General features: G+C 35.5%; 15 protein-coding genes. 9 read left to right on the top strand and 6 right to left on the bottom strand.

Annotation, left to right across the window (positions count from 1 at the left end; all coding sequences use genetic code 11):
• Positions 1 to 82: 82 nt before the first annotated feature.
• From ribE to HCW_RS08985, 7 genes are all read left to right on the top strand, one after another.
• Positions 83 to 703 carry a riboflavin synthase gene (gene ribE / locus HCW_RS00365; RefSeq protein WP_014660247.1) on the top strand — a complete coding sequence of 207 codons (621 nt, stop codon included), beginning with the start codon at positions 83 to 85 and terminating at the stop codon, positions 701 to 703.
• Positions 703 to 975, top strand: a complete 273-nt coding sequence (locus tag HCW_RS00360) for a FlhB-like flagellar biosynthesis protein (protein ID WP_014660246.1) — start codon at positions 703 to 705, stop codon at positions 973 to 975. The genes ribE and HCW_RS00360 overlap by 1 nt, the downstream gene beginning before the upstream one ends.
• Positions 976 to 984: 9 nt before the next feature.
• Positions 985 to 1992, top strand: coding sequence for a methionine ABC transporter ATP-binding protein (locus HCW_RS00355; protein WP_014660245.1), 1008 nt, complete (start codon positions 985 to 987; stop codon positions 1990 to 1992).
• A complete protein-coding gene (locus HCW_RS00350) occupies positions 1992 to 2636 on the top strand; it encodes a methionine ABC transporter permease (protein ID WP_014660244.1) in 645 nt (214 codons plus the stop codon). Before HCW_RS00355 ends, HCW_RS00350 begins: the two co-directional genes overlap by 1 nt.
• Before the next feature lie 97 nt (positions 2637 to 2733).
• Entirely contained in the window at positions 2734 to 3501 is a 768-nt protein-coding gene (locus tag HCW_RS00345; protein WP_014660243.1) for an outer membrane protein, read from the top strand.
• Between the two features lie 241 nt (positions 3502 to 3742).
• A complete protein-coding gene (locus HCW_RS00340) occupies positions 3743 to 5269 on the top strand; it encodes a hypothetical protein (protein WP_014660242.1) in 1527 nt (508 codons plus the stop codon).
• 408 nt (positions 5270 to 5677) lie between these two features.
• Entirely contained in the window at positions 5678 to 7441 is a 1764-nt protein-coding gene (locus HCW_RS08985; RefSeq protein WP_014660241.1) for an outer membrane protein, read from the top strand.
• A 298-nt stretch (positions 7442 to 7739) separates the two neighbouring features.
• On the opposite strand, the gene HCW_RS00330 is transcribed toward HCW_RS08985, so the two are convergent.
• The 6 genes from HCW_RS00330 to groES form a co-directional block, all read right to left on the bottom strand.
• A complete protein-coding gene (locus HCW_RS00330) occupies positions 7740 to 8441 on the bottom strand; it encodes an endonuclease (RefSeq protein WP_014660240.1) in 702 nt (233 codons plus the stop codon).
• On the bottom strand, positions 8441 to 9604 hold the full coding sequence (locus tag HCW_RS09810; RefSeq protein WP_014660239.1) for a methyl-accepting chemotaxis protein: 1164 nt from the start codon (positions 9602 to 9604) through the stop codon (positions 8441 to 8443). The genes HCW_RS00330 and HCW_RS09810 overlap by 1 nt, the downstream gene beginning before the upstream one ends.
• A 209-nt stretch (positions 9605 to 9813) precedes the next feature.
• A complete protein-coding gene (locus tag HCW_RS00320; protein ID WP_014660238.1) occupies positions 9814 to 10077 on the bottom strand; it encodes a type II toxin-antitoxin system mRNA interferase toxin, RelE/StbE family in 264 nt (87 codons plus the stop codon).
• A complete protein-coding gene (locus tag HCW_RS00315; protein WP_014660237.1) occupies positions 10064 to 10426 on the bottom strand; it encodes a hypothetical protein in 363 nt (120 codons plus the stop codon). Before HCW_RS00315 ends, HCW_RS00320 begins: the two co-directional genes overlap by 14 nt.
• 271 nt (positions 10427 to 10697) lie before the next feature.
• Positions 10698 to 12338, bottom strand: coding sequence for a chaperonin GroEL (groL, locus tag HCW_RS00310; protein ID WP_014660236.1), 1641 nt, complete (start codon positions 12336 to 12338; stop codon positions 10698 to 10700).
• Between the two features lie 30 nt (positions 12339 to 12368).
• The gene (gene groES, locus HCW_RS00305; RefSeq protein WP_014660235.1) at positions 12369 to 12716 is read right to left on the bottom strand and encodes a co-chaperone GroES; all 348 of its coding nucleotides are present in this window, start codon (positions 12714 to 12716) and stop codon (positions 12369 to 12371) included.
• A gap of 272 nt (positions 12717 to 12988) precedes the next feature.
• Here groES and dnaG point away from each other — a divergent pair, with 272 nt between their 5' ends.
• Together dnaG and HCW_RS00295 are read left to right on the top strand one after the other, a co-directional pair.
• On the top strand, positions 12989 to 14707 hold the full coding sequence (gene dnaG / locus HCW_RS00300; protein ID WP_014660234.1) for a DNA primase: 1719 nt from the start codon (positions 12989 to 12991) through the stop codon (positions 14705 to 14707).
• Positions 14704 to 15756 (top strand): MnmA/TRMU family protein, encoded by a 1053-nt coding sequence (locus HCW_RS00295; RefSeq protein ID WP_014660233.1) that lies wholly within the window; start codon positions 14704 to 14706, stop codon positions 15754 to 15756. The genes dnaG and HCW_RS00295 overlap by 4 nt, the downstream gene beginning before the upstream one ends.

The raw sequence follows: 15756 nt of genomic DNA, 5'->3' as shown, positions 1-15756 counted from the left end.
TGTTTTTTTAGGTTTGAAACTTTAATATGTTAGAATAAACAATTCTAGTATTCTAGCGTAAGGAAAATAATAAGCAAAAATTATGTTTAGTGGTCTCATAGCTCAAGTGGCTAAAGTAAAGAGTTTTAAAAATAATGTTCTTACCTTAGAGAGCAATTTATATCCAAAGCTTGGGGATAGCATTGCTATTAATGGGGCGTGTTTAACGGCTATAGAAAGTTCAAAAACACATTTTAGTGTAGAGCTAAGTCAAAAAACTCAAAAAAGTGTGGCATTAGAAAATTATAAAGATTTAGTGCATATTGAGCCAGCCTTGCAAGCTAATGCACGATTAGATGGGCATTTTGTGCAAGGGCATGTGGATGCGATAGGGGTTATTGAAAAGATTCAAAGAAATGTTAATCAAGTGGATTTTTTTATCAAAGCCTCCAAAGAAACCTTAATGTTATGTATCCCACAAGGCTCTATTACGATTGATGGGGTAAGCTTAACTTTAACAAGTGTTGAAAAAGAGGGCTTTTGGCTTACAATCATTCCTTATACCTTTGAAAATTCGCTTTTTAAAACCTATCAAGTTAAAAGGCGTGTGAATATTGAAACAGATTTGTTAGTAAGGAGCATTGCCTCTTTATTAAAGCGTCAAAATGAGTTAAAGAATACTCATTCTTGGGCAGAATTAGATGCTTTAACACTAGGGTTTTAATGGCAAAATCTCTTAAAGCTGCGGCTCTAGCCTATAACATGGGGCAAGATTATGCGCCTAAAGTTATAGCTAGTGGGGTAGGTGAAGTGGCTAAAAGAATTATTCAAAAAGCCAAAGAATATGATATAGCATTATTTTCTAATCCTATCTTGGTAGATTCGCTTTTAAAGGTGGAATTAGATAGTGCGATACCCGAAGAATTGTATCAAAGTGTGGTTGAGGTTTTTTTATGGCTTAATGGCGTAGAAAATGATGCGCAAATGTCAAAATGAGTGAATAAGATGATAGTGGAATTAAAAAATATTCAAAAGATTTATGCAAATGGCTTTCATGCTTTAAAGGGCGTGGATTTAGAGCTTAAAAAAGGCGATGTTTTAGGCGTGATAGGCTATTCAGGGGCTGGGAAATCTACGCTTATTCGTTTAATTAATTGCTTAGAAAGGCCTAGTTCTGGAGAAGTTTGGGTTAATGGAATCAATTTATTGAATCTAAAGCCTAAAGAATTGCAAATGGCACGCCAAAAAATAGGCATGATTTTTCAACATTTTAATCTTTTGAGTGCTAAAAATGTGTTTGATAATATCGCCTTTGCTTTAGAAATTGCCAAATGGAAAAAAACAGAGATTAAGCCAAGAGTGTATGAATTACTAGAATTAGTGGGCTTAAAAGATAAAGCACAATTTTATCCTAAAGAATTAAGTGGAGGGCAAAAGCAGAGAGTAGCTATTGCAAGAAGTTTAGCTAATAGCCCTAGTTTATTGCTTTGTGATGAGGCCACTTCTGCACTTGACCCAAAAACCACGCATTCTATTCTAGCGCTTTTAAAAGATATTCAAAAAAAATTAGATTTAAGCATAGTGTTTATCACACACCATATTGAAGTGGTTAAAGAACTTTGCAATCAAATGTGCGTGATGAGTGCTGGTGAGATTGTAGAAAGAGGTGCGGTAGATGAAATCTTTGCCAACCCTAAGCATGCAGTAACTAAAGAGCTTTTAAATTCATCGCCCACCATAGATAGTGAGCATATTTTAACGCATAAAAATGCGAGAGAAGAATTTTATAAAATTGTCTTTTTAGGCACTCAAATTGATGAGCCTATTATTTCTAATCTAATTAGGCGTTTTAAAGTAGATGTAAGCATTATTTCGGGTAATATTGAAGAATTGAGAACCAAGAATGTGGGCTATTTAGTAGTGAAATTTTTAGGCGAAGTTTTAGAAGTAAAAAAGGCTTTAGAATACTTGCATTCATTAAATTTGCATGTTGAAAAAATGGAGGCTCAGTAATGATAGCTCAAATACTCTTTCAAGCCACATTAGAGACTCTTTATATGGTGTTTGTAGCGAGTTTTTTAGCCGTGCTTTTTGGCTTGCCTTTAGGCGTGCTACTTATAGTGAGCCAAAAGGGACATTTATTAAACAAGCCCTTTTTGCATAAAATTTTAGATACGCTCGTTAATATCACTCGCTCATTCCCTTTTGTGATTTTAATCATCTTGCTTTTACCTTTATCTCGTTTGATTATTGGCACAAGCATTGGTTCAAGTGCAAGCATTATCCCTTTAGCAATTTCAGCCATTCCTTTTGTGGCTAAGCTTTTTGAAGGCTCGCTTATGGAAGTAGAGCATGGCAAGATTGAAACCACTCTAAGCTTAGGGGCAAGCAATATGCAAGTCATAAAAATAATGCTTTTAGAGAGCTTGCCCTCTTTAGTGAATAATATCACTATCACTCTAATCGCACTTATAGGCTATTCGGCTATGGCTGGGGCTTTAGGGGCTGGGGGCTTAGGGGATTTGGCTATAAGGATTGGGTATCAAACTTATAGGGGCGATATTTTATTTTATGCGGTAATCATCATTGTTGTTTTGGTGCAAATCATTCAAACGATAGGGGATTTTATTGTAAGGCGTTTAAAAAGGAGGCGCTAAAATTTATTAACTAATCATTTATTTTTTAAGGGTGTATAAAGTTTCTTTTTCTTATGATTTCTTTGTTTTGATGATTTTTAAACATAAGGAATTAATAATGAAACTAAACTTAAAATCAAAAACTTTTCAAAGCATTCTTTTAGGGGCTTTAGCTATTCAAGGACTACAAGCGGAAAAAAGCGCTTTCTTTATAGGGGGCATGTATGAAGTGGGCATAGCTACCCTTAAGAATAAAACCATAGAATATTCAGGAAGTTCCAAAAACATTGCAAAATCGTTTCCCCAAACGCATAATTCTATGATTGAGGGTTTTGGGATTCATATGGGCTATAACCAACTTTTTGGAAAAAAGGGTTGGGCGGGTTTTCGCTATTATGGTTTTTATGATTGGGGGGTAGTCAATTTTAAAAATGTTAGCATGCGTGATGATAATGATATTATCAATTTAAATTCAAAATTCAACCTTTCTAGCTATGGTGTGGGAATTGATTTATTATTAAATGTTGTCAATTTCACGCACTTTAGTTTAGGGGTATTTGGAGGCGTTGCGATTGGGGGCAATACTTGGTATTCAGCTAATCATCAAAAACCCTTAGAAACAAGGCCATCTAATCTTCCTGAGGGTGCAAATGGTAGTGGCTTAGTAGGTGGGGATTTGCATTTGAAAAAGACGCAGTTTGAATGGATGTTTAATACCGGTATTAGAAGTGTGATTGCTAAGCATGTGGGTATTGAGGCGGGGGTTAAAATCCCTATGAGAAACACACCTTATTTGCGCTTTGAAACCAAAGATGGCACGCATGCGTATCAAGAGGATTTAAAGCGTAATTGGTCGTTTTATGCGGCAATGTTTTTCTTATTCTAGTTTTTAAAGGCTTTTTTGGGGGAGAATTTGTGGATTTTAGCACACTAATTTTGACTATTTGTGTGTGAAAATCCATTGTCTTTTAGCTCAACTTAATAGACTTCATTCATGTTTGAATAGGGTTTAAAAATGGCTGATGATTTATTGAGTGTTGTTACTATTATTTTTTGATAATGTTATCTCTAACTTTTCATTGTTAGTCTTTTGGTCAATCTTAATTCATAAACAAGGAATATTAGAAGTGCAAACCAATAAAATAGCGCTTTTTGGCTTAAGGAGCGCATTAGGAGCTTTATTAGGATTTTCTTGCTTGGAGGCTAAAACCCCTTTAATAGATTTAGTTAAAAATGCGAGTTTAGACGGATTTGTTTTTGGGCGTTTCACTCAAGATGGGGGTAAAACGGGCAATGGGAATGGCATGCAATTTCGCATTAAGGCGGATTTAGCTACCGGTGAATACAAGGGTTTTTCTTTCACTGCAGGAATATTCTTTTCGCAAGACTCAGGTGTTCCGTCAAAAAATAGGCAAATTTGGGACGATATTCAAGGCTCTAGGGGGGTTAGAATGAAGAGCCAATATGATGTTTTTAGTTTCAATAATCTTTTTGTAAAAAAAACTTTTTTTAAATCTTACGCACAAGTGGGCGAGATGAATTTAAGCGCCCCCTTTTATGATAAAAGCATGGATAGAGGGATTGGAGCAAGCTTTAAAAGTAGAGATTTAAAAAATTTTGTCTTTGATTTTTCAGCTTTTGGAAGTTGGATGGCAGATGATTTATATAGTGCGGGGGTTGGCTATGATTTAAATGGTGCTAAATGTGCGGGGAGCTTAGCTAATGTGGGTTTAAACCAAAAAACCGGGCGCTTTGATTGTCAAGGAAAGGCTATAGGGGCGAATGCTAAGGGGAGTATTTGGGGGGCAGGTATAGGCAATGCGCTCTTAATAGGGGGTGTGGGTTATGCAAAAGATTTTGGCATTAACAAAAAGCACCAATTTAAAGCAAGCTTTCATGATTTATACGCCCACAAGCTCATCAATTACATGCTTTTTGCAGAGACAAATTATCGTTATCAATTTGATGAGGGGCATGGATTTGTGAATGTGTTATTTCAAATTTCAGCCACTGGTTTGAATAATAAGGCGGAGTTTCAAACCAATCGTTCGCAGTTTTTATCCACTTATTTTCAAGATAAAGTGCAAAGAGAGACTATGCAAGGGCATGCGCCTCAAGAATTGGCTCAAAATAGGGGGGTTTATAATTTTCAAGTGAGTTTCAAAAAGCGTCGTTTTTTTGCCATGCTTGGGACTTTTGGGAGCTTTGCTCAAGGCTATGCGAGCTTGATTGATAATGTTGGGGGGTTAAAAACAGCCGGTAAATTATGGAATGGTAGCCAAGGGCATGGGAGCATGGGTTTTGGGCTTATTGGAGGGGGAGCAACTAAAGATACAAGCATTTATTCATTGTATTCACAATTAGATTATCGCTTTAAGAATTTGATTTTTGCTTTGGATATGGTTTTTATTGGTGGTAAGAATAACTTCACTTTATGGGAGGGGGATACAAATCTATCTGATTTGAGCCAATATCGTGGTTGGGACCCAGCATATAGAGGCTTTAGAGCAACCAAAAATGCGACTTTTGGAGAAATCACGCCAAGCATTTCTTATAAAGTAGGTAATAGATTTACAGCCCAACTCTATTATGCGAATTTATTTGGGCAAGTGCGCATGTATAGGGTGCGTTGCCAATTAACTTATTCGTTTTAAAGAATTTTATAATTAAATATTTTTAATGTTTTTATTGTTATTTAATACTTGTTTTTTATCAAAATAATTTCTATATTAAATTATTTTTAAGAAAATTATGTTATAGTCTAGCTATTTTAAAATCAAAAAAAGGCAATAATGTGAAAGAAATGATTATTAATCTTATTAATCCGTCTCTCTCTCTCTCTCTCTCTCTCTTAAGAAGAATTTATCTCTTTATTTATTCCAATTACCTACATAGGCTTTTATAACTTTTTGTTGCGCTAAAACGCACAAGCAATATTCACGCATATATACCAACTTGGTTGATTGCAATTTTTGATTTTTAAACTTAATCAATGATTTTTTGGGGAATGAAGGGCTATTTAGACTTAACCCCTTAGTAATACAAGCAAAAAGGAAGAACAGATGAAATGTGTTAAATTGGTTTCTATAGTAGGCAGTATGGCACTTTTAGGAAGTGTAAATATATTAGGGGCAAGCAATCCTTGTTCGGGCAATCCAATAGGTGCTTATTGTATTCAACAAGGTAGTGTGAAGGAGCAATTAGGGTATTTTCCACAGATTAGTAGTGGGGAAATTTTTAACATAGGGCAACAAGTTGCTATGCAAGATATAGTCAATATAATCTCTAAGGCAGGTGGGATTAAAATTGAAATAGAAAGTTATCAACAAGCTTTAGAGGCCTCAGGAGGTAGTGGTGGGGGTGGTAATCAGGTTTCAATTGATGAGACAAAAATACTAGCATTAGAAGATAGCTATGCAAAAATACAATATGATTTGTATAACAAAATTGGTCAACATCAAATCAGCAGTGCATCAAGTATAAGTCAATTTAGTGGTAGTCCCAAAGATTATACTACAACAGAAAATCAAGGCAATGTCAATAAGACTATAGAGCAACTTGATGGGTATGCTAAACAAGTTCAAAACTATAAAGAAAAAGTGCAACTAGATTTAATGCAAATGCAAGAAGATAAAAACAAAGCAAATAACTACGGACAAGTAATTTTAGATGGTCAAACTTTTGCTAACGATTTTGAGAATTTAGTAAAGTATGAAAACCTTTACAATGAATTGAGTCCAACCATTAAGCCCAAAAACCCTATAAAACCACAGCCTCAAAATGATGGTAACACCCAATCTCAAACTAAACAGCCTCAAACCCCAAATATTGCAACCATACCCTTAACCCCAACTCCCTTTGCTATCAATAAAACTGAACCTTCTTTAACACACATGCAAGATAGCCTCCAAACTCTTCAAGGCGCTCTAAAAAATCTTAGTTATCCTAGTGATAATGCGATAACTTCATCTTTACAACATGCCTTTAATGCTGTAAATCAAATCACTTCTAGTTTAAAAAACAATCCTCAAGTCAATGTATATCATTTGAATAATCAAATCACAGATGCTAAAGAGGCTCTCTCTAATGTGGAAAATGCGCTTAATGATGTGATAAAAGGGAATATCCCTGATGAAGAAAAGACCAATTTAGAAAACGCTCTTAAGGTCATTCAAAACGCTAGTAAGGTAGTTTATCAAGCACAAAGCAATGCCTTTAGTGTGGAGGCTAGTTTAGGGATAGTGCCAACCATTACTCTCCCTAGCACCCACACCCAAAAAGTTAGCGGTTCAGCCTATGGTGTAGATGTTCAAATTGGTTATAAATACTTCTTTGGTAAAACAAAGCATTGGGGTATTAGAGGTTATGCCACTTATGCTTACATGCAATCTAACTTAGGACACACTACTAATATTCAAGGTGCAGGACTAGGAGTAGGACAAGCAAATAATCACACTTATGGTGCAGGCTTTGATTTCTTATACAACTTCCATGAAAGTCAAGATGGCATTCATACTGCAGGTATTCTACTAGGAACAGAACTCTTAGGCTCTACTTGGGTCAATCAAGGTCAATCTATTTGGCATGCTAGAATGGAAGAGATTAAAGCCTTAGGTGGAAAAGCTAGTATGAATACAAGCTATTTTCAAATTCCTTTAGTGGTAGGTTTTAGAAGCAATTTCTCTAAGCATAGTGGTATTGAACTAGGTCTTAAGATTCCTTTAGTAGTGAATTACTATTTTAGAAGTAACTATGATGGCTTTGAGCAATCCACATTCTATAAGAATAACATCAAGTTGTATTTCAACTATGTGGTGAATTTTTAAGTAGATGTTATAATAAAAAAGGAGGGGGGATTTAAGTTTATTAACAAGCTTTCAAGCACTTTTTTAAGTCTTAGGGATTAAACTCTAAGACTTTTATTCTTTATTCTTTAATGTTTTTTATTTGATTGTGTTATTGATTATCTGTTTTTATTCTCTTGTAAAACAAGGGCATATCTTAATTAAAATGCTAATCTTTTTAAGTGTAGTGATAATATAGAATTGTTATGAGGTTAATTCTTTGGACTTTTTAAGAGGTAGGGAAAAAGCACAAAAAAGTGCTAAAAGGCGTTTTTAAAAGCTATTGAAATAATTCTTCTCTTTCTATCTCAACTTTGCTTTTAGGATACATTTTGTCCCATGCTTGCATAAGCTTTAATTCAGCCTTTCCTAAATTAATATGATAGGTCTTACTCATATAGAGTTCAGCTCGTGCGATTTGCCCTTTGGAGTAATTAGCTGGATAAAAGCGCTTGTTTTTAAAATCTGTATAAACTTGGCAGTTTCCATATTGGGTATAGCGCATGCCTTTAGGACTTTCAGCATACTTATAATTATTTCTATCGCCATTGACTTCGCCAACACTTGGCACAAGATTATGCAAATCTGCCTCCATTTCCCTAAAAATAGGGTCTTTTTGACATGCTCTTCTTCCGCCCTCTTTCCAACAAGCTAAGTGCTTGCCAAAGTTTTCAGCAGGCATTAAATGTTCCCATTCCACTTTCCATGCTCGTTTATTAGTAGTGCCTTTTTTAGTAATAGCATGGCGAGGCTTGTAATTTTGTGAGGGTAAGATTTCAAAGCTGATTTTCTTGCCTTTATGAATGGCTCTAAAGGGCGCATGACAATAAAAGGTTTCATCTAAATTCTGGTGTTTAGCATAGAATTTAGATAGAACACTTTTTGCCTCAGCAAAATTATGAGGCTTAGCATTTAGGGAATTTAGGGCTAAAGCATTTAGGGCAATAATGCTTGATAGAGAGAGCGCTTTAAAAGAAAGCATTAAAGAGCCTTATTGGTGAGAGTTTCTATTTGTTGGTCTAACTCTATACTTTGATTGCTTAATGCACTTAGGGTGGTAACAATGTTTTGAGCGTCTTTAGCGGTTTGCTGATTAAAGCTCTCAACCTTAAGCAACTCATCAGTAATATGCTGTAATTCTTTGCCTGTAGTGGCATAATCATCAATAGATTGATTAGCGCAACCAATGACATTTTTGAGGTTTTCATTCATGCCATAGAACTGCTCTTGCACTTCAGTGCTAATCTCAGAAAGCTTTTCAATTTCTTGAGAGTTGAGACTCATTTGTGTGGAGGCATCATGGATTCCTTGCACAATAATGCCAATAGAAGAGTTGATTTCGGTTAGGGATTTTTGAGTGCGTTCAGCTAAATTTCTCACTTCATCAGCCACTACAGCAAAGCCTCTACCATGCTCACCTGCTCTTGCAGCCTCAATAGCAGCATTTAGGGCTAAAAGATTGGTTTGATTAGCAATATCATCAATGAGTTTTAAAATGATTTTCACATCATCAGCATTTTTGCTTAAAAGCTCAATTTGTGATGAAAGCTCTTCTTCGGTTTGAGCGCTTTGCTTAACTTTCTCTAATAAATCTTGCAAGGTAAGGGAGGATTTTTCTACAATAGCTTGAGCGCTCTCTAAATCTTGTCTTGTAGCTTGGGCTTTTGTGATAGAGGTATGCACGCTTTCATTAACGGCTATAGTTTTTTTATCTATCGTTGAGATTAGAGTGTTGCGCTCTGCCATAGTTTTCATTGTGGTAGCAATGGCTTGTTTAAGGTTATCTAGTGTAGTAATATTGCCCTTAGAGGCTTGGAGCAAGGCATTAGCCGTGGTGCTTGAAAGGTCGCTGTCTTTGGCGTTTGAATTTAAGCGCTTAATCAATTTTTCAAAAGGGGATACTTGAATGTTGGTAAAAACCCCTAAAATAAGCGCACATAAAATAACTAGAGCAATAAACAGCAAGCTAAAATCTGTGATTTGTTCTTGAAAGACTGCAGAAAGCGCCTCATTAGAAGGGTCTTTAAGAGTGATGAGTTTTTCTAAAGCGTTATTTTGAGTGTGTTTGATAAGTAAAAGTGTAAAGCCTGCAAGGGAGCTTAGTAGGACAATCATAACGCTTATTAAGCGAGCATTCAGTTTCATAGGGGGTTTTCTCCTTTATTGATTACTTAATTATATTTAATCATAGATTAAAGTTTGCTAACAACGCTCTTGTGGTGGTGCTTTAATAAAGTCTTAAAGTGGTATTTAGGCTTTGATTAGCTCTTATTGGTTGGGATTAATTGATAAAAGATTGTGAGTTGTTGGAAGTCATAAGAATGGAGGTTTTTGTTTTATTTTTAGGGGTGTTTTTATAAATCACTATGTGAGCATAGGCGTGAAAGAATAAGAGTATCATCTTTAATAAGATAAACAAGTAAAACATCTGGCTTAATGTGGCATTCTCTATGGGGTTTCCATTTGCCTTTTAATGAATGGTCTTTATATTTTGGTTCTAGTGGCTCTTGCTTTCTTAAAGTTGTAATAACTTCGCTTAAAAGACTATCATCAAATCCATTTTTAACAAGTTTCTTAAAATCTTTTTTAAAAAGGTTATGATACTTAATTTTTAGCATTCATTTCCTTTTTTACTTCTTTTATCCATGTGGAAAAATCTTCAATTGTTTCTAAGTTTTTGCCATTTTCAGCATCTTGTAAGGCTTGTATGGTTTCTTGATTATAATCTTTGTCTTTAATTTGCTCGCATAAATTACAAGGCTCTTTTATAATTGGTGTCTCATTAAACTTCTTGGCTAAGGCTTGTTGAATCATCTGTTTTTTGGCTTGGATTTCTTTAAATTTTTCTATTGCTTTTTTTTGCTCGTTCTCTGCTTTAATAAGTTGCTTATCTACAGAGTTTAAAAAATTAAAGAGTTGTTTTTCATTGTATTGGGAGTAATCTTTGGGTGTAGAAGTGTTTGGCATAAGTCTTCCTTAAATATTAAAATTTTGAAATCATCTTATCACAATAGCATAATGATTAAGCTTAAGGGGGGTTAAGGGGATATTTGATAGCTTATAAACAAGCTAATTTTAATAAAGAATGGGGCAATAAGTTACTCAAACTTTTGATTTTTTGTTGGTTGGTTTAAGTGGGTTTAAAAAGTCTTGTTGATAGTTTGATTAAGGAGTTGTAAAAAAACAATCTCTCTAAAAAAGAGAGATTGTAAAAAAGCGTTTATAGGAGTAAGGGGGCTTACATCATGCCACCCATACCTCCCATTCCACCCATGCCACCCATATCTGGCATTGCTGGGGTTGCTTTTTCTTCTTTGATTTCATGCACTGTGGCTTCTGTAGTTAAAAGCAGGCTTGAAACTGAAACCGCATTTTGTAAAGCGATTCTTTCTACTTTCAAGGGGTCAATAATCCCTTCTTTAAACATATCTACATAAGTGCCATTGCTTGCATTAAAACCAAAGTGTCCTTCGTGCTTTTCTACTTCATTCACGACTACGCCACTATCATAACCCGCATTAGCAGCAATTTGAGCTAATGGAGCTTTAATCGCACGCATAATAATGTCATAGCCCACTTTTTCATCATCGTGTAATTTTAAATCCACTTTTTGAGCCGCACGAATAAGCGCTGCACCCCCACCAATGACAATACCTTCTTCAACAGCCGCTTTTGTCGCACTTAATGCGTCATCTACTCTGTCTTTCTTTTCTTTCATCTCTACTTCGCTTGCAGCACCTACTTTAATCACCGCTACACCACCAGAGAGTTTGGCTAATCTTTCTTGTAATTTTTCTTTATCATAATCGCTTGTTGTAGCTTCAATTTGAGTTTTGATTTGTGCGACTCTGTCTTTAACTTCATCACTATGTCCCTTACCATCTACGATAGTGGTGTTGTCTTTGTCAATCACAATTCTTCCAGCTCTTCCTAAAAGCTCTACCTCAGCGTTTTCTAAAGTTAGACCTAATTCTTCGCTAATGACTTGACCACCGGTTAAAATGGCGATGTCTTTTAACATTTCTTTTCTTCTATCGCCAAAGCCTGGAGCTTTAACAGCGGCTACATTTAATACGCCTCTAAGTTTATTCACTACTAGAGTTGTTAGAGCCTCACCCTCAATATCTTCAGCGATGATTAAAAGGGGCTTGCCCTCTTTCATAGTCTTTTCTAATAGTGGAAGAATGTCTTTCATGCTAGAAATTTTCTTATCAGTCAAAAGAATGTAAGCGTTATCTAGTTGAGCGGTCATTTTCTCCGCATTAGTTACAAAATAAGGAGAGAGATAACCTCTATCAAATTGCATGCCTTCTACCACATCTAATTCATCTTCAATACCCTTAGCTTCTTCAACGGTAATCACGCCGTCTTTGCCTACTTTTTCCATAGCATCAGCGATGAGTTTTCCGATATTGTGGTCAGAATTTGCAGAAATGGTAGCCACTTGAGTGATTTCTTCTTTACCGCCTACTTTTTTGCTAGATTTTTTAAGCTCATTAATGATAGCTTCAGCGGCTTTATCCATACCACGCTTCACTTCAATAGGATTAGCCCCAGCAGTAATATTTCTCAAACCTTCTTTAAAAATGCTATAAGCTAAAACCGTTGCTGTTGTAGTGCCATCGCCTGCTGCATCTGCAGTTTTGCTTGCCACTTCTTTAACAAGTTGAGCGCCCATATTAGCTACAGGACAGCTTAATTCAATTTCTTTAGCCACGCTCACGCCGTCTTTAGTAATGCTTGGAGCGCCATAGCTTTTTTGAATCAATACATTTCTACCTCTTGGCCCCATAGTAACTTTTACAGCATCATGGAGTTGCTTAACGCCTTCAAATAAATGATTTCTTGCGGTATCTGAAAATTTAATTTCTTTTGCCATTTTGTATCCTTATTTAATAATATTAATTTTTTAGTGGTTATGACAGCAAGAGCCGTGTTCTGCACCATGTTTATGGTCATGATGACCGCTATGACAGCAAGAGCCTACACCCACTATGCCTAGAATATCTTCTAATTCTAACACCATGTAATCTGTGCCATCTAAAACGATTTCTGTGCCTTTGTATTTACCAAAAGCGATAATATCGCCCTCTTTCACACATTTGCAACCTTCGCTAATTTTATGACTAACCGCTTTTACTACACCCATTAAAGGCTTTTCTTTAGCGTTATCAGGGATAATGATTCCTGAGCTTGTTTTATTTTCTTCTTCAAGTCTTTCTACTAAGACTCTTTCTCCTAATGGCTGAAACTTCATATTAGTTCTCCTAAGTTCAAAATTAAAATAGAAATTTAGCGCTTAGTATTTTTAAGCGCCACCACTATAGCGCATTTTTGGCTATAAGTCAAGCGATAAAACAAAGTCTAATATTATAATTATAAAGATTATTTAGTCTATTAGTATAAAGTTTCATTAGCTTAAAAGTATAAAGATTAGAATATGTTTAGATAATAAAAAGAGAAACCCAAGCTTTTGTTTATTGAGTATAATTAAAAAATGAGCATTGATAACAAAAGAAAGCGTAAATAATGATTACTAAAAGCTCCATTGAGCGTTTGCAACAAATTATTGATATTGTAGAAGTTGTAAGCCCTTATGTTGATTTAAAAAAATCTGGGGTGAATTATATGGGGCGTTGCCCTTTTCATGAGGAGCGTAGTGCAAGCTTTAGTGTGAATCAAGCTAAGGGTTTTTATCATTGCTTTGGTTGTGGGGCTCATGGAGATGCGATTAATTTTCTTAGAGAGCATGAAAAGCTTTCTTTTACAGAGGCAATAGAAAAATTGGCTCACCAATTCAATGTGGCTTTAGAGTATGAGCAAGGCTCTTATGATAACACTAAAAAACTTCAAGAGGATTACTATCTTTTAGAAGAAGTGAGTTCGTTGTATCAAGCACAGCTTTTTAACGCCCCTTATTTTTTAAACTATTTAAAACAAAGGGGACTGAGTATAGAAAGCATTCAGGCATTCAAACTAGGACTATGCACAAAAACAATACTCCCTGATATTGAGCATAAAGGCTTAGATAAGGACAAATTGATTGAGCTTGGAGTGCTTGGCAAAAGTGATGGTAATAGAAACGATAAAAATAATCCTAGCAATAAAATATATTTACGCTTTTTAGAACGCATTATGTTTCCTATCTATAATCCTAGTGCTAAGGTGGTGGGTTTTGGGGGGCGCACTTTAAAAGAGGGGGTTGCTAAGTATATCAATTCGCCTCAAACCAAGCTTTTTGATAAATCTAGTTTGCTCTATGGCTATCATTTGGCTAAAGAGTCTATTTATAAGAAAAAGCAAATCGTTATCACAGAGGGCTATTTAGATGTGATTTTGTTGCATCAAGCAGGGTTTAATAACGCTGTAGCTACACTTGGAACGGCTCTAACACAATCGCACTTACCCTTGCTTAAAAAAGGTGAGCCTGAAATCATTCTTAGCTATGATGGGGATAAAGCGGGGCAAAACGCCGCCTATAAAGCGAGCTTAATGTTGGCTAAAGAGCAAAAAAGTGGCGGAGTGGTTTTATTTGATAATAACCTAGACCCAGCAGATATGGTGGCTAATAATAAAATAGAGGCGTTAAAAGAAAAGTTTATGCATCCTATTGCCTTTATTGAATTTGTTTTAAGGCATGTGGCTCATTCTTATGCCTTAAATGACCCTTTAGAAAAGGATAAGGCTCTTAAAGAAATGTTAGGTTTTTTAAAAAACTTTTCTTTACTTTTACAAAACGAATATAAGCCTTTAATTGCTACTCTTTTACAAGTGCCTTTGCATGTTTTAGGGATTAAAGAGTCTACGCCCTTTCAATCTTTTAATCATAAAATAGAAAAACCCACACCAAATTATGCTCAAAAATTTGTAAACTATTCTAACACGCTGAGTTTAGAATTTTTAGAAAAATTAGTGATTCGCTACCTTTTAGAAGATAAGAGTTTGCTAGATTTAGCCATAGGCTATATTCATAGTGGGGTATTCTTGCATAAAAAACAAGAATTTGAAGCCCTATGCCAAGAAAAATTAGATGACCCCAAGTTAGTTGCGTTATTATTAGACACGAATTTACCCCTAAAACAAGGGGGGTTTGAAAAGGAATTGTGCTTGTTGATTTTACGCTATTATGAACGGCAATTAAAAGAAATTCCTAAAAGCTCACTTCCTTTTAGTGAAAAAATGGTTTTTTTAAAAAAGGCTCGTGAAGCCATTATCAAATTAAAGCAAGGAGAATTAGTCGCTGTATGAAAAAAATTAAAGCTTTAGCCTTATTTAGTGGGGGGCTAGATAGTTTGTTGTCTATGAAATTACTCATTGAGCAAGGCATTGAAGTAACCGCTTTGCATTTCAATATAGGATTTGGGGGGAACAAGGATAAAAGAGAGTATTTTGAAAACGCCACCGCTCAGATTGGAGCCAAACTCTTAGTGTGCGATATTAGAGAACAATTTTTTAATGATGTGTTGTTTAAGCCAAAATATGGTTATGGAAAATATTTCAACCCTTGTATAGATTGCCATGCAAACATGTTTAGAAATGCGTTTTATAAAATGCTTGAATTAAATGCTGATTTTGTTTTGAGTGGGGAAGTGCTAGGACAACGCCCCAAATCTCAACGAAAAGAGGCTTTAGACCAAGTAAGAAAACTCGTAAGAAGTGTGGGCGAAGAAGAGTGTTTTGATAGGGTTTTAGACAGAACGCAAGCAAGCGATGAAAAACCGCAATTTTTAGATGAGTTGTTACTACGCCCTATGAGTGCTAAACTCTTAGAGCCTACCTTTATGGAAAAAAAGGGTTTAGTTAGTAGAGAAAAGCTTTTAGATGTGAGTGGTAGGGGGCGGAGTAGGCAATTGCAAATGGTAAAAGATTATGGCTTGAAATACTATGAAAAGCCCGGTGGGGGTTGCTTACTTACAGATATTAATGTGAGCAATAAAATAAAAAATCTAAAAGAGCATAGAGATATGGTGATTGAAGATAGTGTGATTGTTAAAATGGGGCGCTATTTTGTCTTGCCTAATAACGCTCGCTTGGTTGTGGCAAGAAATGAAGAAGAAAATCACAAGCTTGATATTAAACACCCCTTAATGGATAAGATTGAATTATTAAATTGTAAAGGTCCTTTAAGTTTGGTGGATAAAGACGCTAGCAAGGAAGATAAAGAATTGGCGGGGCGTATCGCTCTAGGCTATGCAAAGACTTTAAAAGAGCAAACTTACTTGGTTCAAATTGGGGGTAAAAAATGCGAGCTCTATCCCTTGGATAAAGAGAGTGCTAGGCAATATTTACTAGGCTAA

The organism is Helicobacter cetorum MIT 00-7128 (assembly GCF_000259255.1).
Classification (GTDB): domain Bacteria; phylum Campylobacterota; class Campylobacteria; order Campylobacterales; family Helicobacteraceae; genus Helicobacter; species Helicobacter cetorum_B.
Note: the sequence above shows the minus strand (reverse complement) of the source record. Positions and strands in the feature narration are given on the sequence as shown.